Genomic DNA, 25,859 nt, shown 5'->3' with positions numbered 1-25,859 from the left:
GATGGCTAAGGTACTCGTAGTAGGTGCCGGTGGGCGTGAGCATGCCATAGCTTACAAGTTCCACCAAGAAGGTCATCAAGTTTTTCTCCTAGGGGATAACCCAGCCGTGGCGGAGTTTGGGACCTGTTTATCTCTGACCGAAGCTGAGCTCATTGCTTTTTGTCAGACGGAGCCCATTGATTTGGTCTTCATAGGACCAGAAGTATATCTAGTCGACGGCCTAGTGGATCGCCTTCAAGCAGCTGGTATTCGGGCCTTTGGTCCTTCTGCTCAGGCGGCTCAGTTAGAAGGTAGCAAGGTCTTCTCCAAGCAGATGATGGCCAAATACCAAATTCCAACAGCCAAGCATGAGAGCTTTAGCGATTATGAGGCAGCCAAACAATATCTTGCCCAACAGGCAAGCCCTATTGTCCTCAAGGCCGATGGCCTAGCCGCAGGCAAGGGCGTCATCATCGCCCAGACTCAAGAAGAAGCGCAAGAAGCGCTCAAAGCCATGATGCAAGAAGCTAAATTTGCGGACGCAGGTGGCTCAGTTGTTATTGAAGAATTCCTAGAAGGGGAAGAGTTTTCCCTTATGTGCTTTGTGTCAGACCGCAAGGTCGTGCCTATGAAGGTGGCCCAAGACCATAAACGGGCCCTAGACGGTGACCGTGGCCTCAATACTGGGGGCATGGGAGCCTATCTGCCTATTTCTCATATCAGCGACCAGGATGTTGCCCAAGGCTTAGATCAAGTCGTTCAACCTATGGTCGATGCCATGTCTCAAGAAGGCATGCCTTTCTATGGCATCCTCTATGCTGGCCTGATGAAATGTGCCGATGGCGTCAAAACCATTGAATTCAATGTTCGTTTTGGGGATCCAGAATGTGAAGTCCTCCTTCTCCAACTTAAGTCCAGCCTTTATCAGGTGGCTAATGCCGTCATTGATGGCCAGGACTTCCAATTGGAATGGGATCAAGATGCGGTTATTGGCGTGGTTTTAGCCGCCAAAGGTTATCCTGAAGCGAGTGTTAAAGGTAGCGTCATTAAGGGCTTGGATCAGCTAAGTGTACCAGTCTTCCACATGGGGACCCGCAAGGTAGCCAATCAGCTGACCATTAATGGTGGACGTGTCCTCATTGTCTGCGCCAAGGGGACTACACTTGCCAGCGCTAGACAGAAGGTTTATGATGAGATTAAGAAGATTGATTGCCCTGATTTATTCTACCGTCAGGATATCGGCTACCGCTCATTATAAGCGCAGGCTCAAGTAAAGGAGTTATAAGATGTTAGAACGTTACAGTCGCGAACCTATGCGTAGTATTTTTAGTGATGAAAATCGTTGGCGGGCTGCCCTCCAAGTTGAACTATATGCCGCTAAAGCTTGGTCAACCTTAGGTGTAGTCCCTGAAGAAGATGTCCAAGCCCTCTTTGAAAAGGCCGACTTCGACCTAGCGGGCATTCTGGAATTAGAGAAGGAAACCAAGCACGATGTTGTGGCTTTCACCCGCAATGTCTCCAGCTACTTAGGTCCTGAGAAGAAGTGGATTCACTATGGCTTGACCTCAACCGACGTTGTGGACACAGCCTATGGTGTCCTTTATAAAGAAGCCAATGATATTCTCTATCAAGACCTCTTAGATTTCCAGGCCGCGCTCAAGGAAAAAGCCCTCAAGTATAAATTCACGCCATGTATTGGTCGGACCCACGGGGTACATGCTGATATCTCTAGCTTTGGGCTCAAATTTGCCCTCTACTATGATGAATTTAATCGTCATATCGAACGCTTCAAGGCTGCCCGTAAGATGGTAGAAGTCGGTAAGATTTCAGGAGCTGTGGGGACTTTCTCCAACACGCCACCAGAAGTTCAAGACTATGTCTGCCAAAGCCTGGGTATTGAGTCTAGCCATGTGTCTACTCAGACCCTCCAACGGGACCGACATGCTGATTATTATGCCACCTTGGCCTTAATCGCGAGTTCAATTGAGAAAATTGGCGTAGAGATTCGGCATCTCCAACGGACTGAAGTGCGAGAAGCAGAAGAGTTCTTCTCTAAAAATCAAAAAGGGTCTAGTGCCATGCCGCATAAGCGCAATCCAATCTCAAGTGAGAACATGGCTGGTTGCGCCCGGATGATGCGGGGCTATATGCTGGCAGCCTATGAGAATATTCCACTCTGGCATGAACGGGACATTTCCCACTCTAGTGCGGAACGTATCTTATCGATGGATGCAACTAGTCTCTTAGATTACATGTTAGCGCGCTTCACTAAGGTTATCCAAAATCTAACCATTTTCGAAGACAATATGATTAAGAATATCTATGCCACTCATGGTGTTATCTTCGCTCAGCGGACCATGTCGACCTTGATCGAAAAATACGGCTTTGCCCGTGAGCAGGCCTATGACCTGGTACAACCGCTGGCCATGAAGTCTTGGTTTGAGGCCATTCCTTTCAAGCAACTCTTGCAAGAAGACCCAACCATTCAAGCGACCATGGATGCTGCGACACTTGATTCATGCTTCGAGTTAGAAGTTCATTTAGTCAACATTGATAAGATTTTCCACCGGATTCCTGGTTTGGAAGACTAGTTTAATTTGCATTGCTTTTGCCTATGAGTTGATAGACCAACTAGGTGGCGACGCCCAAACTCTACGTCAAGCCATGCTCTATCAGGACATATTTGGTCAATAGCATTAAGAAAAGAGGCCGATAGGCCTCTTTTTTATTGTATGGAGAAAACCACCAGCAATGCTGGTGGTTCCGGAGAGCTTATAGCGAGGTAAGAAAAATAACCTCCCAAGTGGTAAACTTAGTGTAGGTTTCCCGACCACACAAAAAGAACCAGGGAGGTATCCTTATGAAAAAGGACAATGATAGTTTAGCACACACAAGTTGGAATTGTAAGTACCATATCGTGTTTGCCCCCAAGTATCGACGTCAAATCATATATGGGAAGTGCAAGGCAACGATTGGCAGAATTATCCGTGAATTATGCGAGCGCAAGGGCGTCATGATCCATGAAGCAAATGCCTGCAAAGACCACATTCATATGTTAGTCAGTATCCCACCCAAATTGAGTGTTTCGAGCTTTATGGGGTATCTGAAAGGAAAAAGCAGTCTGATGATATTTGATCGATACGCCAATTTAAAGTATCGTTATGGGAACCGCAAGTTTTGGTGTCGAGGTTATTTCGTGGATACAGTAGGCCGAAACAAGGAGAAGATTGAAGAATACATTCGAAATCAAGTTCGGGAGGACCAGGTAGCAGAACAACTGAGTTTGTTCGAAGCGACAGATCCTTTCACAGGAGAAAAGTATAGGAGAAAGTAAGTGAAGCTCTTTGAGAGCTAGTGAGGAAAAGTGGTGCAGGAGGGAAACCGATTCAGTAGGCCTTTAGGCCGTGGCCGGTAGCAGAGGCTTCCAGCCGCAGAGCAAACCGCCCGTTGTCACGGGCGGTTTTGATTTAGTGTTTGTATTTTTGTAGGAAGTCCAGCACAAGGGGATAGACAAGGTCTAGCCTATCCATTTGACAGTGAAGGGCCCCGCCTGTCTGGCTAGTGAAGAGCTGACTTTCAATAGCCTTAGCATGGATTAATTTTCTTTTGATCTGCTTGAGACGATAGGTAGGGACGTATTGATCTTCTTGTCCCGCTAATAATAAACAAGGTTGACTAATACGATTTAAGATAGGGGCTACCTGGTGACGATCTAAATTTCGGTAGAAATCATAAGGGGTCTTCTCACCAGTCAGTTGGTAACCATTCTGTAGAGACCACTTGAGTTGTATATTGGATTTTGTAAAATATTCAGTTAAGGCATTAATCAATGTCTTAGCCCCTAAACGATAGAGTAGGCGAAAGCCAGAATAGGCTACTGGGCCCAAGGTTAATTTGAGGGCATCCATAGCCGAATAGAAGATATCTAAACAAATAACTGACTGAATGCGGGGTTCAAAAGCCGCAGCTCTCATGACAAAGTATCCGCCCCAGGACAGTCCCATGGCGTCGCAGGACTTAAGGCCAAAATAATCTAGGACAACTTTAACGGGCACTTCAAAATTAGGCTGAAATGTGAGGCCTTGCTGATAAGTTTGGCCCTGACCTGGTCCGTCGAACAGGATAAGATGGTATCCTTGATTTTGAAGGGGAGCCACAAAGTCACACAGTTCTTCAAGCATTCCGTCAAAGCCCCCAAGAACGAGGAGGGTTCGACTAGCGCCGGGACATTCTATCCGCAGAGCTGGCAAGTAGCCGCCAGGATAGGGGATTTTATGGTAGCTATAAGGGGAACCCTGGTAAGTTTGATAAAAAAGGGCCGTATAATGATCTAAAGTGGACTTTTTGCGAGGGTCGGTGGCGTCTAAGTAGAAGGCTGCTGCCCGAAAGTAGCGCGCAGCAATGTCCAATTTACCTTGGGCTTCATAATCGCTAGCTTTGCTAGACCACCAAGTGTACCAAGATTCAAAATCAGAGATGCCTTGGCCTACTTCACTTAAATCTGCCATAACCTCAGGATGATGCTTAAGTCGAGAGGTAAAGCGAATAATCTGGAAGTCAAATTGCGGGTCGCCGGTATAGTGTTTCATAAGTTTCACTCCTTTTGGTCTATCTGTCACTAGCATAGCCAAATGGTGTATAATAAGACAGAACAGAAAAGCTCTATTTGTTGTTTATCCAACAGATTAACCTGATTTGTTGGATTAAATAAGTTGTTTGACTAGGAGGCTCCGCCATGGATAGACGAATTATCAAAAGCAAACAGGCACTGAAACAAGCTTTGCAAAAACTGATCCAAGTGGATGAATTTGAGCATTTGACGATTGAAGAAATTTGCCAAGAGGCAGGCTGTGCAAGGTCAACATTCTATAGCCATTTCGAAAGCAAGGAAGAGCTACTAGTGGAAATTATTGACGAGCAAATGGCTAAGATTGAGCGACTGATTGCCAGAAGATTTGATGATCAGTTGGACTTTTATCGGTATCTGGAAGGCTTCGTGACTGAAATCGTAGAACCCGACCGTCCCTTCTTCCAAAGCTTGTTAGCCGTTAATTTAGGATCAGATGGATTCCGGTCACGATTGGACCAGGCCTTTCAGGAATTATTTATGAAACACTTAGGCCATCTCAAGTCTTCTCATATCCTCAGCCAGTATTTCAGCGCTATGGCCTTAAAAACAACGGATCTGATGGTGACAGAATCGATTGTAGGTCAAGATATGAGAGTTTATGCCAAACTAGCTCAGGCTATGTGTAAGGCTGTGGTTGAAACAAGTAAAAACTTTGGCAATTAGGCTTTTTGGCGGAGGGTACAGGCTCGATTCGTCCTTTGCAAAATCAGGCAAAACAGTATATAATAAGAAGAACATCTAAATCAGTTGTGATGATTGCTGGACCGGTTATCGACAGCACTTATCGACTTTATGAAATGAATTTTTGAGGTGAATTATGAGCAATATTAAAATTATTCCCCTAGGTGGGGTCCGCGAAGCAGGGAAAAACCTGTATGTGGTAGAAGTCAACGAGTCTATTTTTGTAATGGACTGTGGCTTAGTCTTCCCAGAGGAGGGCTTGCTAGGGATTGACGCCGTCATCCCAGACTTCTCCTACTTAGAAGAAAATGCGGACCGTGTCGTGGGGATTTTCCTCACTCACGGGCACGCCGATGCTGTGGGTGCCTTACCTTATCTGCTAGAAGTGATTGAAGCCCCTGTTTTTGGGACGGAATTGACCATTGAATTGGCATCCCTTCTAGCTAAGGAACGGGGCTTGGCTGACCGTTTGGAGAACTTCTTCAAAATCGATGAAGAAGTAGAAATTGAATTTGAAGATGCCAATGTTTCCTTCTTCCGGACAACTCACACTATTCCAGACTCTGTGGGGATTGTCATTCAAACCAAGGAAGGTTCCATTGTCTATACCGGTGACTTCCGCATTGACCCAAGTGCTAAGCCTCTTTACAAGACTCACTTTGGACGCTTGACAGATATTGGGGAGAGTGGTGTCTTAGCCCTCTTGGCCGATTCTTCGGAAGCTGAAAGCCATGTGGAAAACGTGAGTGACCAACAGGCTGCTGATGAGATTCTAGAGACTTTCCGTAATGCCCATGGTCGTGTTATTGTGGCCTGCGTTGGTAGCAACATCGCACGTCTCCAACAAGTCATGGATGCTGCCCACACCTCTAAACGGACCATTTTCGTTCCAGGTGGGGAGCTCATGGATATCGTGGATACAGCCATCAAGTTAGATAAACTGATTATGCCAAGTAAGCGTACCTTCGGCCAAATGAAGAATATTGGCAAGTTCAAAGACCATGAAATTATTATCTTAGAGACCGGCATGTCAGGTGAGCCTATTCAAGCCTTGCAACTCATGGCTCAAGGTCGTCACCGTCAAGTCAAGATGCAAGAAGGAGATTTGGTCCTTTTTGCTTCAACGCCGTCGATTGCCATTGAGACAGCTATGGCGCGGACCCAAGATATGATCTACCGAGCAGGCGCTCAAGTTAAGGTCTTGACCGACAGCTTCAAAGCCTCTGGTCACGCGACCCCTAATGAGCTCAAACTCATGATTAATTTCTTACAACCAAAAATCATCATCCCTGTAAACGGTGAATACCGTCAACAAGCGGCTTTGGCCGATATTGCCAATCAATTGGGTTATGAAGACGATCAAATCTTCATTCCTAGTGCTGGTGATGTGATTGAATACCGTAAGGGCCAATTCCTGATGACTCAAGAAGTGCCAGCAGGGGACATCTTAGTCGATGGGAATGGGGTCGGCGATATCGGGAGTGTCGTCTTACGCGACCGTCGTATCCTCAGTGAGGATGGGATTTGTGTCATCGTCGCGACAATTTCCCGCCGTCTCAAGAAGGTATTAGTGGGGCCACAAATTGTAACCCGTGGCTTCGTCTATGTTAAGTCCAGCATCGATTTGATTGAATCTGCTTCGGACATGACCTTAGATATCTTGGATAAGCACTTGGCCAGCGAAGAGTTCGACTGGGCTGAATTGAAGAGTGATTTGCGAGAACAAGTCAGCAAGTACTTTTTCAAGGAAACCAAGCGTCGTCCGGTTGTCCTTCCAATCATTATGGAAGCGTCGCAATACCAACCTAATAAGAACTAAGGAGGGACGCCTTAATGAATAAACATACAGTACGTCGTTTGCGAGATGTTCTGCTAGCCATTGTACTCAGTTTGGCAATTTCTATACTCTGGCTGAAACTGGGTGAGCTGCCTCTCCATACTGCTCTTGTTGTCTTACCTCTCATTTGGGTAGGCCTCCGTCATGGGGGTGCCAATGCCGTTGTGAGTGGTGTGGTTGTTGGCTTAATTACGGGCGCTGTAGCGGGGCATTTTGGCGATATTGTCTCAACTGCCTTGATTGATGTTTTGCCCTATACAGCAGCTGGCTTGGCAGGTTTCTTCGCCAAATATACCCAAAAGACCCTCAACAACCGCCGTTATTCCTCAACTTACCTGAATATGGGGACTGCCAGTCTCTTAGTGGTAGCTAGCTTCCTAGCTATCAAGGTGGGCATGCTTTGGCTCATGCAACAAGAAATTCCCTTTACTTGGGGCACTGCCGCTCTAGCTGGTCTAGAGGCTTGGGCACTAGCCTTCGTTATCTTAGTGATTCTGGCTCGCACCAATGTGGATACCATCATTCCAAAACGCAGTCGTTATCTGACTCGTCGGGAAGTTTCACGTCTTTTAAATGACTAATTTGCCTTAAAATGAAACGCGCTTGCCATTGGCAAGCGCGTTTTTTATCATTTATTAACAAGTTGCTGAAAAGTCGTCAAAGTCTTAGTAAATTCATAGGCGTTTTCACAAGAATGGGGTATAATAGAACTAGTAGTTTTAGGAGGTGGGAGCTTGAATTCTCAACAATTATCGCGACGTTTAGCCACAGTGGCAGATTTGATTTGCCAGTATGGGGCCAGTGACATCCGTTTGGCGGATATTGGCAGTGACCATGCCTATTTGCCATGCCATTTAGCCCTCAATCAAAAAATTCAAGCAGCAGTAGCAGGGGAGGTCGTAAAGGGACCTTATCAATCTGCCCAAGCCGAGGTTCAAAGTCAAGGCCTAGATTCAATTATTCAAGTAAGGCTGGGGGACGGCTTAGCCGTCATCCAAGCTGACGATGCTATTAATGTTATCAGTATTTGTGGCATGGGAGGCAGTCTCATTCGGTCTATATTGGATGAGGGACAAGATAAGTTAAGTCATGGCCCCTTGTTAGTGCTTCAGCCCAATATTGGGGAGGCCACTCTGAGAAGCTGGCTTAGTCAACACGACTACCAGATTGTCCACGAGACCATCGTGGAAGACAGTCAACGACTCTATGAAATCATCGTTGCTCAGCATCAACCTGGTGCCTCTGCTTTAAGCCCACGTCAGGCCTATCTTGGTCCAAGCTTAAGCCAAATCAGAGGGCCTTTATATAAACAAAAATGGGCGCGAGAGGAAGCGAATCTCAAGGCCATTCAAGCCCAAATTCAAGCAGCACCTCAACCAGATCAAGCTAAACTAGCCGAGATTGCTGAAAAATTAGGCTGGATTGCGGATAGCTTAAGCCAATGTCAAGAAGAGGAGTAATGATAACATGACAAATTTTCGCCAATTAATGTCTGCCCTTGAGGCCCACTATCCGCCTCAAATGGCCGAGTCCTGGGACCAGGTCGGCAACCACTTTGGTCGGCCTGAGGCTCCTGTTAAGCGCCTAATGGCCGTCTTGGATTTAGATGATGCCAGTCTAGCCGAAGCCATTGAGAAAGGCGTAGATACCCTAATCGTTCACCATCCGGTCCTCTTCAGTCCAATTAGACGGTTTGACTTTTCCAGTCCTGAACAGGCTCGCTATGAAGCCTTAATTAAGCATGACATCAAAGTATTTGCTATGCATACTAACTTTGACATTGCCCATAATGGCATGAATGACTGGCTAGCAGAACAGCTAGGCCTAGAAGGCGTGACATCCTTAACCCCGGGCGCTCAAGAAGGCCAGCCTGGCTTAGGGCGAGTGGGGGATCTGCCTCAAGCGCTCAATCGCCAAGCCCTATTGGATCTCTTGAAGTCAACTTATGGCCGGACTGAATTGCCAGTGGTAGAAGCAAAGCCTAAGGATAGCTATCAACGAATTGCCTTGATTGGCGGTAGTGGGACCCAGCCAGAATATATTCAAGCAGCGGCACAGAGCCAGGCTGACGTCTTTTTAACAGGAGACATTTCCTACCATCGGGCGCAGCTCTGCTATCAAGAAGACATGATGACGGTCGATGTGGGCCACTATGTCGAGAGCATTTTCAAAGAAAAAATGCCAGCCTTCCTGACCCAATTAGCTCAAGATCAAGGTTTTGACTATCAAGTCATTCCATCTCAAGCATCAACTAACCCCTTCCGATATGAATAGGAGAGACATCTTATGACAGAACAATTTTTCCAAGAAACCCAAGAACGTTTAATCCGTTACGCTAAAATTAATACCCGCTCTGATGAAGCTAGCACCACTGTGCCTTCAACTGCATGCCAGTTGGACTTACTGCATCTCTTAGTGGATGAATTGAAGGCCATCGGCCTCCAAGAAGTGGAGTTCAACCCAGAAAATGCCTTTGTGACAGCGACCCTACCAGCGACTAGCAACAAGCCAGTCCCAACCATTGGCTTTATCGCGCACGTGGATACGGCAGACTTCAATTCTGAGAATGTTCAACCTCGTCTTATTCCCAACTATGATGGTCAAGACATCGTCCTCAATCAGGCTCAAGATATTGTCATGAAGGTAGCGGACTTCCCAGCCTTAAGTAGTTACCAAGGCCAAACTTTGATTGTAACGGATGGGACAACCCTCTTAGGGGCAGACGACAAGTCTGGTATTGCTGAAATCATGACGGCTATGGCTTATTTGGCGGCTCATCCTGAGATTGAACATGGTAAGGTACGAGTTGCCTTTGGTCCAGATGAAGAAATTGGTCGTGGGGCCGACCGCTTTGACGTGGCGCACTTTGGCTGTGATTTCGCCTATACCATGGATGGTGGGCCGGTCGGTGAGCTCCAATATGAGAGCTTCAATGCGGCAGGGGCACGTTTGCATTTCCATGGTAAAAATATCCACCCAGGGACTGCCAAGGGTAAGATGATTAATGCCGTACAACTGCTTAAGGACTTCCTCTCTGCTTTGCCAGAGGATCAAGTGCCTGAGAAGACAGATGGCCGTCAAGGCTTTATCCATCCAATGGAAGCCCAAGTGACCGTGGATCAAGGCCAGTTAGACTTAATTATTCGTGACCACGACCGTCAAGCCTTTCAAACTAAGAAAGACCTAGTCCAAAGCATTGTTGATAAGATGAATGCGGCCTATCCCGTCCCAGTTGTTAGCCTTGAAATGAAGGACCAATACTACAACATGGCTGAAGTCATTGAGCAAGACATGCAGTCTGTTGAACTGGCTAAATCTGCCATGGAAGCCATTGGGATTAAGCCAATTATTGAACCCATTCGTGGTGGGACCGATGGCTCTAAGATTTCCTTCATGGGCTTACCAACCCCTAATATTTTTGCCGGGGGCGAGAACATGCATGGACGCTATGAATTTGTCGCTGTTGAATCCATGGTCAAAGCTACCCAAGTCATCGTCGGTATTATCCAAGCAAACGCTCAGGCCTAAGGTCTGAGCTTCTTGCCCTATCAAACAGACCTTACCATCGTTAGAGAAAGGAGGGCCCCGCATGCTGCAATTTGTCCTTGGGGGACTGGATCGTGCTAAGAAAAAAATCTTGGTAGATAAATTATTGGACATTAAAGCCAAGGAGCCTGAGGCCCAGTTCTTTTATTTAGTACCTGAACACTTAAAATTTGATATGGAGTCCTATTTGCTAGCAGCTGTCCAAGACAAATATGGATCCAATGAGGCGACTCTAGTCGACATTCAGGTAGTTTCCTTCAAGCGCCTGGCCTGGTTCCTCATGCCTAACAGCCTAGCCGAAGAAAAGCCAATTTCTAGTATTGGTCAGATTATGATTATTAAACGCCTGCTAGCTCGCTATCAGGATCAATTACAGGTCTTTCGTGGTCAGGTCAAGCATCAGGGCTTTGCCGAGAAATTAGCCCAGCTCTTCGATGAACTCTATCTAGGGCAAATTCAGCCCGAGAACCTGAGTCAAGTGCCTGACTTGAACCAGCAGGAAGCCAAGCGCCTAGCTGAGTTGGCCCTGCTCTATCAAGGCTTTATCCAAGAAATTGAAGGGCAAGTAATAGGGCATTATCACGACTTGCAGCGTTTGGATAGCTACCTTAAGGCTCATCCCTTAAGCCGGCCAACCTATTTGGTTGTGGATCACCATTACTTCTTCAATGGTCAGCAGCTACAATTATTGACCACCTTGATTCAACAATGTCAGGCTGTCTGGATTACCTTGCCTTTATCCCAGCAAGCGGCTCGTTCTAAAGCCTATGATCCACTCATCGAAGTAGCTCGTCATACCTATGGGCAAATGCAATTGTTGGCCCAGTCACTCCATTTGCCTGTGGCAGAGGATTGGACTATTGAACAGGCGCAGGAGGGCTACCAAGCTAATATCTTAGCGTTAGCCCAGGCATTTGAAAACCACTTGCGGCTAGCCCCTCAAGAACTGAGTCAGCCTCTCAATCAAGTTAAGACTCATGTGATTTGGGAGCACGATGCCATTCAGACGGAAGTCCGACATACCAGCAACAAGATTCACCAGTTGGTGAGTCAGGAAGGCTACCGATACCGCGACATCTTAGTCCTCACACGGGATATGGACCGTTATCGCCCTTTGGTGACAGCCCTCTTTGAACAGAATGACATTCCTTATTTCTATGACCATGCCGTAAGTATGGGCCAGCATCCCCTGGTCCTGTGGCTGGAAGCGGGGCTAAAGCTCTATCGCTATCGTTACCAGTTAGCCGACATCTTCGGTATTCTCAAATCAGGTCTCTGGTTACCGGCTGACCTGCGAGCCGCTATAGCCCAAAATCCCCAGGATGGGCAAGCCCTAGAAGAGGAGTTTAAGGCTCAAGTTGACTTGCTCGAGAATGTGGTGCTGGCTAATGGCTATGTGGGCTATCGCTTTGCCCAATTGTCTTTTGACTGGCGTTTTGACCAAGCAGACCGTCCTTATGTCAATGCGGCTGGTCAGGTGACCGACCAGACTTATGGTCAAGTAGTCCAAGCCTTGCGGGAGTCCTTCTTGGCTGATTTTGCCCCTTACCAAGACTTAGCGCAGGCGACTAGCTTTAATGGCCAAAAAGCAGCTGAATGGCTCTATCAGTGGTTGGAAGAAGTAGGCGTAAAGGATCGTCTGATTGCCCGGCGTGACCAAGCCATCGAAAAAGGGGACCTAGCCCTGTCTCGCCAGTATGAACAAGTTTGGCAGACCTTGACTGCTAGCCTAGATGAATTCTATCAACTTTATGGGGAGGCCGAGCTGACCTTTAGTGAGTTCCAAGAACTCCTGCTAACGGGTTTGAATGAAGCCACCTTCCATATTATTCCACCTGCCCTAGACCAAGTCATGGTTACTAGCATGGAAAGTCCTCAGGTTCAAGCCTATAAGGTTTGTTTTGTGCTAGGGGCAGACGAGCTGACTCTACCTAAGCATCATCAGGAAGATTCGCTACTGAGTGTGGCCAACCGCCAATCTCTGGGGGAAAGTCTCCTGCCATACCAACAATTGCGTCAGTCTAGCCAGCACAATTATAGTTTAGAACTGCTCATGACCCAGCAGGTCTTGCTCAGCGCCAGCGACCGACTCTATCTCTCTTATGTGGCGATGAAGGGCCAACAGACCGTTAAGCTATCGCCATATTTGCAGCAATTGGCGAAGCAATTCCATCTGCCTATTAAGACCTATACCCATACCTTGATTCATCAGAATCAAGTCAAATTAAGCCGACTTGAGTTTGGTCGTTATCCGGTCCAAATGAGTCCGCTCTTGCAGCTAGTCCATCACTATTCGCAGCAAAAGGACCGACCAAGTGCTGCCTTTCTAGACTTTTTGACCTTAATGGCCAGCCAAAATCCTCATACTTGGGTACTCTTGGCTCAGCTCTTCCAATTTAACCAACTGCCTCAGAATCTGACACCAGAGACAGCTTTGGCCCTCTTCGGCCAGAAGATGACGGCCTCGGTTTCTAAGTTAGAGCAGTATTACCAGGATCCCTATAGCCATTTCTTGCTTTATGGGCTAAAAATTCGTCCCCGTCAGCAGCTAGAATTAAATGCCGCAGGGGCAGGGGATTATTATCATGATTTCCTAGATAAATTTACTCAAGCCCAACAAGCCAAGCCTGATTTTGAAACTAACTTTGCTAGCATTCAGACCCTTATGGCGGAAGACTTACGCTTTAATATCTTTGGCACCAATCCTCGCATGCACTTGATTAAGCGCAAGCTGGATCAGCATTTGCGGCAATTTTTAAGTGTCAGTCTGGCGCAAAGTCAAGCCTTGACGGTTCAACCCGTTGCGACCGAGCTGGTCTTTGGTGGCCAGCAAGAAGCAGGGTTAATCCTGCCTTTGGATAAGGGCAACCTTACCTTACGAGGTAAGATTGACCGCATTGATGCGGATCCAAGCCAAAGTTACTACCAGGTAGTGGACTACAAATCCGGAAAGAAGACTTTCAACCTAGTCGACTTCTATTATGGTTTGGATTTGCAGGTCTTAACCTACCTGAAAGTTGCCAGTCAACGTTATCCTCATGCCCAAGCGGTAGGGGCCTTCTATCAATCCTTAGCAGGCGGCTTCGTCAAGGTAGATAGTAAGCAGATGGCTCGACTGAGCCAAGACGGGCTAGACTTGGCTAAGAACCAACTTCATCCATACAGGGGGCTAATGACTATTTCGGGCTCTGAATTAGTGGCCATTGAACCTGGCTTGGTCAATCAGTCTAAGAGTCAGATTTACCCGGTTCAGCTTAAAAAAGATGGTAGCTACTACCAGCATGTTCCGGCTGTCAATCAAGCGGAATTAAGCCTAATCAATCAGCATCTGCTCCATTTGATGATCCAGGCAGGGAATGCCATTCAAAGAGGGGATATCAGCTTGGCGCCCTTTAAGGATGAACGCTTTACACCTAGCCTGCAAGCCGACTATCGAGTTATTACAGGCTTCGATGCGACCGTACATTATGGTGCTTACCGTCATAAGCGCCTTGCTAAGGATCAAGTCCTGGCTCAAATCGAAAAAGAAGCAAGTAAGAAAGAAGACACAGAGACGAGTGAGAAAGGAGGCCAGCTATAACCTTGGAAACCTTACCAGCTAAACCAATAAATTCACGATTTAATGACAGCCAGTGGGAAGCCATCCACCAACGGGGTAGCAATATTCTGGTCTCCGCTTCAGCCGGGTCAGGTAAGACCACGGTCTTGATTGAACGGATTCTCAATCATTTGCTGACTCATTATGCCAACATGGACCAACTGCTAGTGTCTACCTTCACGGAGGCTGCTGCTAGCGAGATGAAGGCGCGGATGGAGAACCGGCTTAAACAAGCCGTCAACCAGACGGCCGATAGAGCTGAGCAAGCTCATTTGGTCAGTCAACTTCAATTGTTGCCAGCCTCGCATATCCGAACCTTGCATAGTTTCTGCTTGCAGGTTATCCAACAGTATTTCTACATTATTGATTTTGACCCAAGTTTCCGACTCTTAACAGATGAGACGCAAAAATCCTTGCTCTATCAAGAAGTTTGGCAGGAGCTGATGATTGACCTGGCTCAAGATCCCAACTGGCAGGAAAAACTTTTCCATCTGCTAGCTCAATTCAGTCCAGGGCCTAGCGACCAAGGACTCTATCAATTGATTTTAGACCTTTATCAATTTGCTTCGTCTCATCCTGAGCCCCAAGTCTGGCTATCTCAGCTAGCAGACCAGGCCTTGCATTTTGAAGATTTTGCTAAGACCGGGCTCTATCAGGCAGTCCTCTTGCCTGAATGGCAGGCTAGTCTGTCACATGCTCAGCATCTGCTAGAACAGGCCTTGGCTGGCCTAGAAAGTCTGACAGATGCTATGATAAGCAAATTACAGCCCCTGTTAGAAGCCGAGCTAAGCCAGGTGCAAGCCTTGCAGTCAGTCCTGACAGGTCAAGATTTAGCCCAAGTTTTTGCTCTCTTCCAACAAGTCTCTTTCGATCGATGGCCAAGCGGCAAGAAGGCGGAAGAAGACAAGGAGCTTTTGGAGCAAGTAAAGGCCTTACGAGATCAAGCCAAGGAGCAGATTGAGCGAGTGCGACAATTGATGGTTCTAGATTACGATACGACGGTCTATGTAGAAGGGCAGGCGGGGGCTAGCATCCAAGACTTGGCCCACTTGACTCTTGAATTCCGTCAGGCTCTCTGGCAAGCCAAAGTTGCACAAAACTGCATTGACTATAATGACTTAGAGCATCTGACTCTGGATATTCTGGCCCCTTATGATGCGGACTTAGGCCAGCGGCAGCCTTCCGAGGCGGCCCTCTATTATCAGAATCTCTTCCGCGAAGTCTTAGTGGACGAGTATCAGGATATTAACGACATTCAAGCGACTATCTTAAGTTTTCTGTCGCGTGAACGCCGCCAAGACTTAAGTGGTAATCTCTTCATGGTAGGGGACGTCAAGCAGTCCATCTATGGCTTCCGTATGGCAGAGCCTAGCCTCTTCTTAGCCAAATATCAGGCCTATCAAGAGGGCAAAGGCGGTCATCTGATTGTCTTAGATGCCAACTATCGTTCTCGTGACGAAATCTTACAATTTGCTAACTTTGTCTTTCAGCGTCTGATGGACCCAGGTTTTGGGGAAATGCAGTACGGTGCCATGGAGTCGCTCAAGACAGGCAATCATAGTTTTTTACCTGCGCCTCCTGATCCGGAATTCGATATTGAATTCTTACTCTATGAGTCCTCAGCAGCAGATGAAGGGGAGCCTGAAGACCAGGACTTAGACTTGGATCAAGGTGTGGAGACTAGCCTTGAAGCGGAAGCTTGGCTTATTGGCCGGGATATTCAAGCGCGCGTCCAAGCAGGGTGGCAGATTTATGACAAGGAACTAGGTCAGCAAAGGCCGGTAACCTATCAGGACTTTGTTATTCTGAGTTCGACCCGCCATCCCTTCCAACCGGTTAAACAAGTCTTTGAACAGCTAGGCATTCCACTCCTAAGTCAAAATGTTGAGAATTATTTCCAACGCCAAGAAATTCGGCTCATGCTAGCCCTGCTTAAATTGATTGATAACCCTCATCAAGACATTCCCCTAGTGGCCATTTTACGGTCACATTTTGTGGGCTTAAGTGATGAGCAACTCAGTCAGATTCGCATTCGGGTGCCTAGTAGCGGCAGTTTCTATGAAGCCTGCCAGCAAGTGTTACTCTTAGAAGAAGCGAGTCTAATAGCCCTACAAGAAACCTTGACTACCTTCATGGACAAACTCAAAGAATGGCGCCAGCTAGCCCAAAGAGTGGACCTGGTCACCTTAATTTGGACCCTCTATCAAGAAACCTACTTCCTAGATTATGTGGCAGGTTTGGATCAAGGGGATCAACGCCAGGCTAACCTCCATGCTTTCTATGAACGGGTAGTGGAATTTGAAGCGGGTAACTATAAGGGCTTGACGGCTTTTGTTGGCTTTATTGAACAAATCATGGCCCACGACCAAGATTTGGCTGAGCCCCTCTTACTGAGTGAGGACCAGAATTTTGTGCGTGTCATGACCGTTCATGCCAGCAAGGGGCTAGAGTTTCCTTTTGTTTATCTAATGCAGACGGGCAAACGTTTCAACATTCAGGATACGCAGAAGGTTTATGTACCTTCCAAACGCTATGGCTTGGGATTGGATTATCTGGATATCAAACATCAATTGCAGTATCCTTCCTTTATTAAGGAAGCTATTAAATTAGAACGGCGTAGCCAGTTGAAATCAGAAGAAATGCGTAAGCTCTATGTGGCTTTGACCCGTTGTGAGCAAAAACTGGTGATTGTGGGCAGTGTCAAATCCCAAGACCAAGTTCAGGCTAAACAAGAGCAAGTTGTGGCTGCAAGTGGCCAAGAATTGGTCATGAATCGCGCCCTCCGCCAGGGAGCAGGAAGTTGGCTAGACTGGTTGCTTATGGCGACAGCCTTTAGTGGACGTCATCCTCAATCTACGACTGACTTTACTAATGAACAAGTGCGACTGACTTATGTGGCGGAAGCAGAGCTTTTGCCACTTCTCAAGGCATCTGCGTCTAGACCTTGGCTTCAGGATGACCAAAACTGGTTGGCAGATTTGAAATTAACAGTCGATCAGCATGAGGTGACAAGTGAGGTAGGGGCCTTTATCCAAAGCCTCCTAGAGAGTCAGTACGACTACGGTCTGGCTAGTAAGACCTCTAGCTACCAATCTGTGTCGGAGCTCAAGCGACTCTATGAAGAACCACATAATGAAAAACTATCTCATTTCACCGACCGACGGCCAGGGCAAATCAGTTGGGATTGGCTTAGTCAAGAAGATGAGGAAAGGGCGGAAGAGTCCGAGACTGGCCAAAAGGCTGGTATCCAGAGTATTCGATTTACTGGAGATACCTTCCAAGCGCCTCGCTTTGTCCGAGAGCGCCAAGCCTATACAGCTGCCCAGATTGGGACTTTTACCCACTATGTTATGCAGCAGCTAGACTTTAGTGCGCTAGAAGGACTGGATGTGTCGGACTATCCGGCTGCCATTCAAGAGCAGGCGCAAGCTTGGCTAGCCGCTGGCTTTATGGAAGCTAGTCAGTGGGAGGCCGTTAAGTTAGCCAGCATTTGCCAATTTTTAGCTAGTGACTTGGGCCAAGTCCTGATTAAACAGGCTAAATCCCTACATCGCGAGCAGGCCTTCTCTTATCGTCTGCCAGCGGCCAAGTTGTTTGCTCGTCAGCTGGGGGCTGACCAGCTCCAAGAACTAGCCGATAGTCAGCTTCTGGTCCATGGGGTCGTCGATAATTATCTTAATTTGCCAGATGGTCGTCTCATCTTAATTGACTATAAGACCGACCGCTATCGTCCTTGGGTAAGTATAACTAAGTCAGCCCAAATCAATCAGATTGTCGACAAATATCGCTTCCAAATGAGCCTCTATGCTCGTGCCTTAAGTCTGGCAAAAGGCAAAGCAGTGACAGATGTTTACTTAGTTTTATTGGATTTCGACCAGGTGGTGCCAGTCACCGACCTTTATGACTTCGAATAATAGGCCTTGAAAGGCTGGGACAAGGAAACTGAAGCTTGTCAAAAGTTGTCTTCACTTAACAACTTTTGAAGGCAGTTGACCTTGCTCCCAGCTTTTTTGCTTATGTGGGAAGGGTTCTGATACTTGCTAAAAAGGGGCACAGGGGGTTGGAATGCTCGTTAATATACATAAATTGATATAAAAATATACTTACATGTCTAGAAGAATATTTGATAATCAATATTAGCTATTGCATTTATGTAAACGTTATACTATACTAGAAGTTGAAATTATATATTTCAATTTTTATTTAGGAGGTAGAATCATGGTTGGTATTATTATCGCAAGTCATGGTGAGTTTGCTGATGGTATCAAGCAATCCGGTTCAATGATTTTTGGTGAACAAGCCAACGTTGAATCCGTGACCTTTATGCCAAGTGAAGGTCCAGATGATTTGCAGCGTAAATTACGTGAAGCCGTAGACCGTATTGAGAGCGAAGAGATTCTGTTCTTGGTAGACTTATGGGGAGGTAGTCCCTTCAACCAAGCCAATATTCTCTTTGAAGAAGCGCCAGAGACACGTGCCATTGTAGCCGGTCTTAGCTTGCCTATGTTGATTGAATCATATGCAAGTCGCTTCTCTATGGACAAGGCTCACGATATCGCCAAAGCCATTATTCCAACGGCCAAAGACGGTGTCAAAGTTCGCCCTGAAGCTTTACAACCAGAAGAAGCGCCAGCAGTGGCTCAAGCAGCACCAGCTGCGCCACAAGGTGCGATTCCAGAAGGAACTGTCTTAGGAGACGGCAAAATCAAATTCGTCTTGGCTCGTATTGATACTCGGCTCTTACATGGCCAAGTTGCAACAGGTTGGACTAAAGCCACTCAACCTAACCGGATTATCGTGGTGTCCGATACTGTAGCCCAAGATGACTTACGTAAGAAGCTGATTGAGCAAGCAGCTCCCCCAGGTGTGCGTGCTCACGTAGTACCCCTTGACAAGTTTGTTGCAGTATCTAAAGACCCTCGCTTCGGTGAGACCAAGGCTTTGGTACTCTTCGAAAATCCTCAGGATGCGCTCAAGGTTATCAAGGCTGGAGTAGAGATTCCAGAGCTCAACGTAGGTTCTATGGCTCACTCTGTCGGTAAGGTATTAGTTACAAATGTCTTGTCTATGGATCAAGGCGATGTGGATACCTTCAAGGAGCTTCGTGATCTTGGCGTTAAGTTCGACGTCCGCAAGGTGCCAAGTGACAAGCCAACTGACTTGTTTAAGAGTATCCAAGCTAAGGCCAGTGAAGGCCTCAAAGTTTAATAGGAGGTATCATAATGGAATTTAATATTCTATCAATTCTTGCTGTCATTGTGGTAGCGTTTCTAGCAGGGATGGAAGGGATTTTGGACCAGTTCCAATTCCATCAACCAATTATTGCTTGTTCTTTAGTAGGGCTTGCAACTGGTCATCTCAGCGAATGTATTATGTTAGGTGGGGCCTTGCAATTGATTGCGATGGGCTGGGCTAACATCGGGGCTGCGGTTGCGCCTGACGCGGCTTTAGCTTCTGTGGCTTCTGCCATCATTTATGTTAAAACTGGTACCTTCACAGATGAAGGTCAGAACTTGGCCATTGTAGCAGCGATTACCTTAGGGACTGTTGGTTTGGCTTTGACCATGGTGGTACGTACCTTATCAGTGGCCATCGTTCACCGTGCTGACGCTGCCGCTGAAAAGGGTGACTTCCGTGGCGTTGAATTCTGGCATATGGTAGCTCTTGCTTGCCAAGGCTTGCGTATTGCCATTCCAGCTACTTTCCTGCTCTTCTTGCCAACCGAAACCGTTCAAGGTGCCTTAGCAGCTTTACCTGATTGGTTTACCAAAGGGATGGCCATCGGCGGTGGCTTCGTCGTAGCGGTCGGTTATGCCATGGTTATTAACATGATGGCAACACCTGAAGTATGGCCATTCTTCTTCCTAGGCTTTGCCTTGGCTCCACTTAACCAATTGACCTTGATTGCAACCGGGATTATCGGGGTGGTCTTGGCGGTTGTTTATATCCGTCTCAGCCAAAACACTGGTGGCTCAGGTAGCGGTGGGGGACAAGCTAGCTCCGGCGATCCACTAGGCGATATTCTCAATGACTACTAAGGAGGGAATTGACGATGACTGAACAAAAGAAACACTTAACGAAATCCGATCGTTTTAAGGTAATGTTGCGTTCCCAATTCCTCCAAGGGTCTTGGAACTATGAACGGATGCAAAACGGTGGTTGGGCTTATTCCTTGATTCCAGCCCTCAAAAAATTGTACCCACAACGTGATGAGGCTTCTGCAGCCCTCAAACGTCACCTTGAATTCTTCAACACTCACCCATACATTGCGGCTCCAATCTTAGGGGTAACCTTGGCTCTGGAAGAAGAAAGAGCTAATGGTGTGCCAATTGATGACGCAGCTATTCAAGGGGTTAAAGTTGGGATGATGGGGCCTTTGGCCGGTATTGGTGACCCAGTCTTCTGGTTCACCGTTCGCCCAATCCTTGGGGCGATTGCTGCCTCTTTGGCAACTGGTGGCTCTATCTTAGCACCACTCTTCTTCTTTGTAGTATGGAATGCGATTCGTGTAGGATTCCTCTGGTATACGCAAGAATTTGGTTATGCTAAAGGTTCTGAAATCACTAACGACTTGTCAGGTGGTATCTTACAGACTTTAACCAAGGGGGCATCTATTTTAGGGATGTTCGTTATGGGGATTCTGGTTCCACGATGGACAACCATTAAGTTTGCACCTGTGGTGTCGAACGTACCATTGGCTGAGGATGCCTATATTCACTTCCCTAAAGGGGCAGTGGATGGTGGAACCCTACAAAACATCTTGGGACAATTGAGCAACCGATCACTGACTCCAAATAAAGTGACGACCTTGCAAGACAACCTCAATATGTTAGTGCCAGGCTTGGCAGCTGTTCTCTTGACCTTCCTCTGTATGTGGTTACTCAAGAAGAAAGTTAGCCCAATCCTCATTATCTTCGGTCTCTTTGCTGCCGGGATTATTGGTTATGTTTTAGGTATCTTTGCTCCTTAATGGTAGCCTAGTAGCTTAATAAAGTAGACGGACTCTATTATAGAGTCCGTCTCTTTTTGTATATAGAAAAAGAAAGTCAGGAAGTGAATCTTCCTGACTTTCTCATTTTACCTAGCGTTGGCCTGGTGTATTGTTTTGGTTGTTATTCTGGTTATTGTTACCACCTGGGGTCTCGTTACCGTTACCCGGGGTTTCGTTAGCGGCAGAAGAACTTGATGAGCTTGAAGAACTTGACGATTCTTGTTGACGTCGTTGATCTTCTTGGCGTCGTTGTTCTTCTAGTTGCGCACGGTAGGTGGACCAGAAGTTAGCCAATTCTTCATCCGTTGCACCGAATAAGAACTTGTAGTTCAATTCTGGAGCTGGATGGCTGACCTTGAAGAGATCCTTGTAGATTGGACCGGTGATGGAAATAGTCCCGCCATTATCTAGACGCATGGTCCCTGGCTTAGTACCAGTTTGTTGTAAGACGTCCGTTTCTTGGACACTAGATGGACGACTGAATTTCCGGTCTACCCCAAAGATATCCGGACGGGCAGCATAGAGTTCATTGACTACATTAGCCCAATAACGTTGGCTCCGTTCACTTTCACGACCGTAGCCGTCGTTGATATTGATGGTATAGTTTTGGAAACGGCTGTCATAGCCAATCCAAGAACCAATGGTGATACTTGGTGTTGAGGCAATGAACCAGACGTCCTTAGAGTTCTCACTAATCCCGGACTTAGCAATCCAGTCACCACCCATGGTCATGTAGCCCTTGGCAATCCGACCAGTACCTTCTGTCATGGTATTACGTAGCATATCAATCATAAGGTAGTTGGAATCTTCACTGAAGACTTGGGTAGGGTTGCTTTGGTGCTGGAAGACGACATTACCAGCCGCATCTTCAATCCGGTCGATGAAGTAGCCGTCATGGTAGTTACCATTGTTGGCAAAGGTTGCGAAGGCCCGAGTTTCTTCTAGGACAGTTGGACCACTTGAAACCCCACCAATGGCAAAGGCTAAGTTCTTGATGTCTTCTGGCGTATAGGAGGCAGCTGGGTTAAAGCCCATTTTTTCCAAATAGCCCATGACATCAACTGAGCGTTTTTGCATTTCTTGGTAGACCCGAATAGCAGGCAAGTTGTCCGATTTATAGAGGGCAACCCGAGCCGATTCAGCACCACCACTGACTACGTTACCATAGTTAGTAGGGGACCAAGTCGTACCATCTTCGAAGGTTTGTGTAAATTCCGTATCTGGAATAACCGTCGATGGATTAATCAAGTTTTCTTGAATAGCAGGGCCATAGACGGCCAATGGCTTAATGGTCGAACCAGGGGAACGACGAATACCAAAGGCGTGGTCGATTTGGTTATTCTCAAAATCTGTCCCTGCGATAAAGCCTAAGACTTTACCGGAGTTGTTATCCATGACAACCATCCCATTTTGAACCTTCTCAACATAGGAGGTCTCTTGGCCGCTTTCAGGGTCAGTATAGACGCCTTCATAGGCCATCCCTAAGTCATTAATGTGTTTCTTAGCGGATTCCTGCAAGAGGTCATAGATTTGTTGGTCAATGGTTGTGTAAACTTTATAACCACCAGTCTTAAGTTGCTCTTCGGCTTCCTTATAGTATTGGTTGTACCAGTTGTCATCTTGATAAACTTGAGTCCAAGTTAATTTATCACGCTCAATATTGAGACGCATGATTTGTTCGATGGCGCCTCGCTCCATTGCTCGGTAGAGGTAGGATTGGCGCGTTACACTTGGGCTGCCGGCTGGCAAGAAGTCAGCCTTAATATCATAGTTGAGAGCGGCTTGGTAGTCGGCCTCGCTAATTTTATGGTTACGGTACATGAAGTAGAGGACGTCCTTCATCCGGCCAATTCCGGCTGATAAGTCGGTCTTAAGCTCCCCGTTTTGTTGGTAAGGGGTGTAATTGTAAGGGTCCTGCGGTAAGCCGACCAAGAAGGCTGCTTGAGCCAGGTTGACCTCGCTAGGCTTTTTACCAAAAATCCCTTCTGAAGCTTTCTCAATCCCGGCTACGTTATCTCCGTTATGGTCACGACCAAATGGTGACACGTTGAGATAGGCAGTGAGGATTTCATCCTTGCTGAAGAATTGCTCCAGACGGAGGGCCAAGAGAATTTCATTGGCTTTCCGGAAGAAGGTGACATCATTAGTTAAGAGACGTTGCTTGACCAATTGCTGGGTCAGGGTAGAACCACCGGTCCCGCTACCTGGTGACAAGACTTCCTGCAGGGTAGCCCGCAGAATTGCTTTAGGCACAACCCCCTTATGTTCATAGAAGGAGGAGTCCTCAGTCGATACCAGACCATTGACGATGTTAGGCGAGATATCTGACAGGCTAGTCACAGACCGAATGACATCGGCTTGAACGTTAGCAATCGGTGTCCCGTTAGCATAGTAAATGGTGGATTGCTGTTCCAACTTGTTAATCTTGGCAGCCATTTCTTCACGATTAGGCACCTTGGTGTCAGAGACTAGGTGGGCAAAGTAACCAGCCCCAGCCCCAGCAGCTAAGGAACCTAAGAGCAAGCCGATCAGGACGATATAGAGAGCAATGCGGCGAACTACATTGACTGCCACATTAAGACCTAAGAAAATCTTTTCTCTGGCAGTGTAGTTAGACAGGTCAATGACCTTAGCCTTGGATTTACCTTTTCCTTTGGTTTTACGACGTTTGCGTTCTGAATCTTGGCTAGCACCAAGGCCGGCAGCAGCTAAGTCTAGGGCAGCTGGCGCGTGGTCATCAGATTCAGGTTCTGAATCCTGATTTTGAGCCCATTCTTCCACATCATGGCTTCGTTCGGGCTCAAGCTCGCTGGCTTGCGTTTGGTCAAAGTAATCTGGGTCTAGGCTAGTTAGCTTGCTAGTCTTAGCCGTCCAAGCCAAGTCATAGTCGTCTGATCTTGAGTCTGAATCAGAATGATCTGATTCATGCTGCTCTGAGTTCTCCTCAGCTAAGCTTGGTTCTTGCTCTGATGGTTCAGATGCTTGAGGAATCAAGTTTTCTTGACTAGCAACAAGTGCTGTCGCTTCATAATCTGATTGCTGATCATGAGATTTTTCTTGATTAAGGTTAGCTTCAGCCTCAACTTCCGCTTGGGAACTTGTTGGCTCGATAGATAGGTCGTCCACTTCTTGATCCAAGTGATTTGGCTCATCTGGATGGCTTGAAGAAACAGGCGCTTGTTCGGGTTCTGACTCAATTTCAAGTCTATCCTGAGATACTAGATCAGGTTCTTGATAACTTGAGCCTCTAGCACTTTGTTCTAAGTGCTCAGCTTCTCGGCCCTGGCTTGAGTCATCTACAGCAGGGGCCTGGTTTGGCACCTTAATTGGTGTAATATTATCGAAAATGGACAAGAGCGAACTGAGTCGGGCACGTCCTCGTGATGAAAGGTGAGGGCCTTCTTCCTGGCCTTCAGAGCTTCCAAGTGAATCTGCTGGATGTGAAGTGTTTGACTCCAGTTCCGTGCTGTGGTCATTTGAGCTAGCGACTGACTCAGTAGGGGCCGGACTTTTAAGTTCAGCCACTTGGTCTTCTTTAGTTAGGTCTCTACTTGGTGTTAACAAGTCAGCGTCTAAAGGTTGATAGACACGGGACACTTCCTTCTTGTCTGAACTTGCAACTGGCTCGCTTTCTTCTCGGAGCTCATTGCTTGTTTCCTGCTCAAGGTCAAAACTGCGACGTCGTTCGCGTTCCTTTTGGATATCGGCAGGACTTGGCAGGGGCTGACTAGCCGCACTGTCCTGGGCGAGCTCAATGCGAGGTTGGTAAACGCGACTAGCAGGCTTAGAACTAGCAGAAGATTCTGCAGATAAGTCTGGCATGTTAACAGGTCCAGCTAGGCCTAAGTCTGTGCTAGCTTCTTCTTCCGAATTTTGGTCGTAATGATCTCGACTGGCCATGCCGGCAAAGAGCCGCCGCCGACGAGGGCCTTTGTCAGAAAACTCGGATGATCCTGAGGTCTCTAGGCTTGATTCACTCTGCTGCGCTAGTTCTGGCTTAGCTTTAGGCTCTGAAGGTTTAACAACTTTCTTCTTCTTAGCTTTTTCCTTGGCTGGACTAGCTGGGTCTTTCTCTGTTTCCTCTTGGAAAAGATGAGATTGGAAGTCCTGGTCGGACACTTGGTTAGTCTGCTTATAAGGGTTGGCTTCATCAATACTTGGATTGAAGTTAGAGAAGAAGTCACGGACGCGTTTGACAGAGCGATCGATGAACTCGGAAGATTGAGCCATGACAGTCTTTTCATCCGACTTAGGTTGGTAATGCCAACTATCTTGATCCTGCTGACCTTGACTAGAGCTTGACTCAGTGGTCTGACTAGTCTCGGACTGGCCTTTGTTAGTTGAAGTAGATGCTTGATCATTACTTTCAGCGCTCTCTTGTCGAGCTTGTGCTTGTCTGCGGGAATAATCTTCGTAGAAATTATCCCAGCGTGATGGCTTAGAAGTTGCCTCGTTCGAAGGCGGGGTAGAATGACCCCTTGAATCCTCTTTATCAGGCGCGATGTCAAAAGAGACATCATAGTAATGCTGGTCCGATTGTTCGGACACTTTCTTCTTGTCATCGTCTAGTGTCATTCATTCACCTACTTTCTTTATG

The 25,859-nt window shown here is 47.0% G+C and carries 16 protein-coding genes and 1 pseudogene; 15 read left to right on the top strand and 2 right to left on the bottom strand.

The annotated features are described in order from the left end of the window. Nucleotide 1: 1 nt before the first annotated feature. The 4 genes and pseudogenes from purD (at nucleotide 2) to tnpA (ending at nucleotide 3,313) form a co-directional block, all read left to right on the top strand. Nucleotides 2-1,237, top strand: coding sequence for a phosphoribosylamine--glycine ligase (gene purD, locus V7R82_RS06045; protein ID WP_338541928.1), 1,236 nt, complete (start codon nucleotides 2-4; stop codon nucleotides 1,235-1,237). Between the two features lie 28 nt (nucleotides 1,238-1,265). Then, nucleotides 1,266-2,570: an adenylosuccinate lyase gene (gene purB, locus V7R82_RS06040; protein WP_070755388.1), complete on the top strand. Its 1,305-nt coding sequence runs from the start codon at nucleotides 1,266-1,268 to the stop codon at nucleotides 2,568-2,570. Nucleotides 2,571-2,580: 10 nt separating this feature from the next. Beyond that, nucleotides 2,581-2,673 (top strand): annotated as a pseudogene (locus V7R82_RS06035) (DJ-1 family protein); the annotation flags it as partial. Nucleotides 2,674-2,839: 166 nt separating this feature from the next. After that, complete coding sequence (tnpA, locus tag V7R82_RS06030) at nucleotides 2,840-3,313, top strand: IS200/IS605 family transposase (protein ID WP_338541925.1); 474 nt, start codon at nucleotides 2,840-2,842, stop codon at nucleotides 3,311-3,313. Between the two features lie 133 nt (nucleotides 3,314-3,446). On the opposite strand, the gene V7R82_RS06025 is transcribed toward tnpA, so the two are convergent. Next, nucleotides 3,447-4,568, bottom strand: a complete 1,122-nt coding sequence (locus V7R82_RS06025) for an alpha/beta hydrolase (protein ID WP_338541923.1) — start codon at nucleotides 4,566-4,568, stop codon at nucleotides 3,447-3,449. 146 nt (nucleotides 4,569-4,714) lie between these two features. Here V7R82_RS06025 and V7R82_RS06020 point away from each other — a divergent pair, with 146 nt between their 5' ends. The 11 genes from V7R82_RS06020 (at nucleotide 4,715) to V7R82_RS05970 (ending at nucleotide 21,241) form a co-directional block, all read left to right on the top strand. Beyond that, a complete protein-coding gene (locus V7R82_RS06020; RefSeq protein ID WP_338541921.1) occupies nucleotides 4,715-5,272 on the top strand; it encodes a TetR/AcrR family transcriptional regulator in 558 nt (185 codons plus the stop codon). A gap of 154 nt (nucleotides 5,273-5,426) precedes the next feature. Then, complete coding sequence (locus V7R82_RS06015) at nucleotides 5,427-7,109, top strand: ribonuclease J (RefSeq protein ID WP_070755392.1); 1,683 nt, start codon at nucleotides 5,427-5,429, stop codon at nucleotides 7,107-7,109. Between the two features lie 14 nt (nucleotides 7,110-7,123). Continuing rightward, complete coding sequence (locus V7R82_RS06010; protein WP_291454829.1) at nucleotides 7,124-7,708, top strand: energy-coupled thiamine transporter ThiT; 585 nt, start codon at nucleotides 7,124-7,126, stop codon at nucleotides 7,706-7,708. 153 nt (nucleotides 7,709-7,861) lie between these two features. After that, nucleotides 7,862-8,587, top strand: coding sequence for a tRNA (adenine(22)-N(1))-methyltransferase (locus V7R82_RS06005; RefSeq protein ID WP_314393630.1), 726 nt, complete (start codon nucleotides 7,862-7,864; stop codon nucleotides 8,585-8,587). Nucleotides 8,588-8,594: 7 nt separating this feature from the next. Continuing rightward, nucleotides 8,595-9,401, top strand: a complete 807-nt coding sequence (locus tag V7R82_RS06000) for a Nif3-like dinuclear metal center hexameric protein (RefSeq protein ID WP_314062895.1) — start codon at nucleotides 8,595-8,597, stop codon at nucleotides 9,399-9,401. Nucleotides 9,402-9,413: 12 nt separating this feature from the next. Then, a complete protein-coding gene (gene pepT / locus V7R82_RS05995; RefSeq protein WP_338541915.1) occupies nucleotides 9,414-10,655 on the top strand; it encodes a peptidase T in 1,242 nt (413 codons plus the stop codon). 61 nt (nucleotides 10,656-10,716) lie between these two features. Then, entirely contained in the window at nucleotides 10,717-14,253 is a 3,537-nt protein-coding gene (locus V7R82_RS05990) for a PD-(D/E)XK nuclease family protein (protein ID WP_338541914.1), read from the top strand. A 2-nt stretch (nucleotides 14,254-14,255) separates the two neighbouring features. Continuing rightward, entirely contained in the window at nucleotides 14,256-18,185 is a 3,930-nt protein-coding gene (gene addA / locus V7R82_RS05985) for a helicase-exonuclease AddAB subunit AddA (RefSeq protein WP_338541912.1), read from the top strand. A gap of 304 nt (nucleotides 18,186-18,489) precedes the next feature. After that, a complete protein-coding gene (locus tag V7R82_RS05980) occupies nucleotides 18,490-19,479 on the top strand; it encodes a mannose/fructose/sorbose PTS transporter subunit IIA (RefSeq protein WP_338541910.1) in 990 nt (329 codons plus the stop codon). Nucleotides 19,480-19,493: 14 nt separating this feature from the next. Further along, a complete protein-coding gene (locus tag V7R82_RS05975) occupies nucleotides 19,494-20,309 on the top strand; it encodes a PTS mannose/fructose/sorbose transporter subunit IIC (protein WP_306486058.1) in 816 nt (271 codons plus the stop codon). Nucleotides 20,310-20,323: 14 nt separating this feature from the next. Then, complete coding sequence (locus V7R82_RS05970; RefSeq protein ID WP_338541906.1) at nucleotides 20,324-21,241, top strand: PTS system mannose/fructose/sorbose family transporter subunit IID; 918 nt, start codon at nucleotides 20,324-20,326, stop codon at nucleotides 21,239-21,241. Between the two features lie 111 nt (nucleotides 21,242-21,352). On the opposite strand, the gene V7R82_RS05965 is transcribed toward V7R82_RS05970, so the two are convergent. Next, nucleotides 21,353-25,837 carry a transglycosylase domain-containing protein gene (locus V7R82_RS05965; RefSeq protein WP_338541904.1) on the bottom strand — a complete coding sequence of 1,495 codons (4,485 nt, stop codon included), beginning with the start codon at nucleotides 25,835-25,837 and terminating at the stop codon, nucleotides 21,353-21,355. Nucleotides 25,838-25,859: the final 22 nt, after the last annotated feature.

The organism is Abiotrophia defectiva ATCC 49176, from assembly GCF_037041345.1.
Lineage (GTDB): Bacteria > Bacillota > Bacilli > Lactobacillales > Aerococcaceae > Abiotrophia.
This window is presented reverse-complemented; position numbering and strand designations above follow the sequence as displayed.

What these genes read in the sequence shown, in the direction of transcription:
- purD (WP_338541928.1), top strand. Translation starts at nt 2, where the DNA reads ATGGCTAAGGTACTCGTAGTAGGTGCCGGTGGGCGTGAGCATGCCATA.
- purB (WP_070755388.1), top strand. Translation starts at nt 1,266, where the DNA reads ATGTTAGAACGTTACAGTCGCGAACCTATGCGTAGTATTTTTAGTGAT.
- tnpA (WP_338541925.1), top strand. Translation starts at nt 2,840, where the DNA reads ATGAAAAAGGACAATGATAGTTTAGCACACACAAGTTGGAATTGTAAG.
- V7R82_RS06025 (WP_338541923.1), bottom strand. Translation starts at nt 4,568, where the DNA reads ATGAAACACTATACCGGCGACCCGCAATTTGACTTCCAGATTATTCGC.
- V7R82_RS06020 (WP_338541921.1), top strand. Translation starts at nt 4,715, where the DNA reads ATGGATAGACGAATTATCAAAAGCAAACAGGCACTGAAACAAGCTTTG.
- V7R82_RS06015 (WP_070755392.1), top strand. Translation starts at nt 5,427, where the DNA reads ATGAGCAATATTAAAATTATTCCCCTAGGTGGGGTCCGCGAAGCAGGG.
- V7R82_RS06010 (WP_291454829.1), top strand. Translation starts at nt 7,124, where the DNA reads ATGAATAAACATACAGTACGTCGTTTGCGAGATGTTCTGCTAGCCATT.
- V7R82_RS06000 (WP_314062895.1), top strand. Translation starts at nt 8,595, where the DNA reads ATGACAAATTTTCGCCAATTAATGTCTGCCCTTGAGGCCCACTATCCG.
- pepT (WP_338541915.1), top strand. Translation starts at nt 9,414, where the DNA reads ATGACAGAACAATTTTTCCAAGAAACCCAAGAACGTTTAATCCGTTAC.
- V7R82_RS05990 (WP_338541914.1), top strand. Translation starts at nt 10,717, where the DNA reads ATGCTGCAATTTGTCCTTGGGGGACTGGATCGTGCTAAGAAAAAAATC.
- V7R82_RS05980 (WP_338541910.1), top strand. Translation starts at nt 18,490, where the DNA reads ATGGTTGGTATTATTATCGCAAGTCATGGTGAGTTTGCTGATGGTATC.
- V7R82_RS05975 (WP_306486058.1), top strand. Translation starts at nt 19,494, where the DNA reads ATGGAATTTAATATTCTATCAATTCTTGCTGTCATTGTGGTAGCGTTT.
- V7R82_RS05970 (WP_338541906.1), top strand. Translation starts at nt 20,324, where the DNA reads ATGACTGAACAAAAGAAACACTTAACGAAATCCGATCGTTTTAAGGTA.
- V7R82_RS05965 (WP_338541904.1), bottom strand. Translation starts at nt 25,837, where the DNA reads ATGACACTAGACGATGACAAGAAGAAAGTGTCCGAACAATCGGACCAG.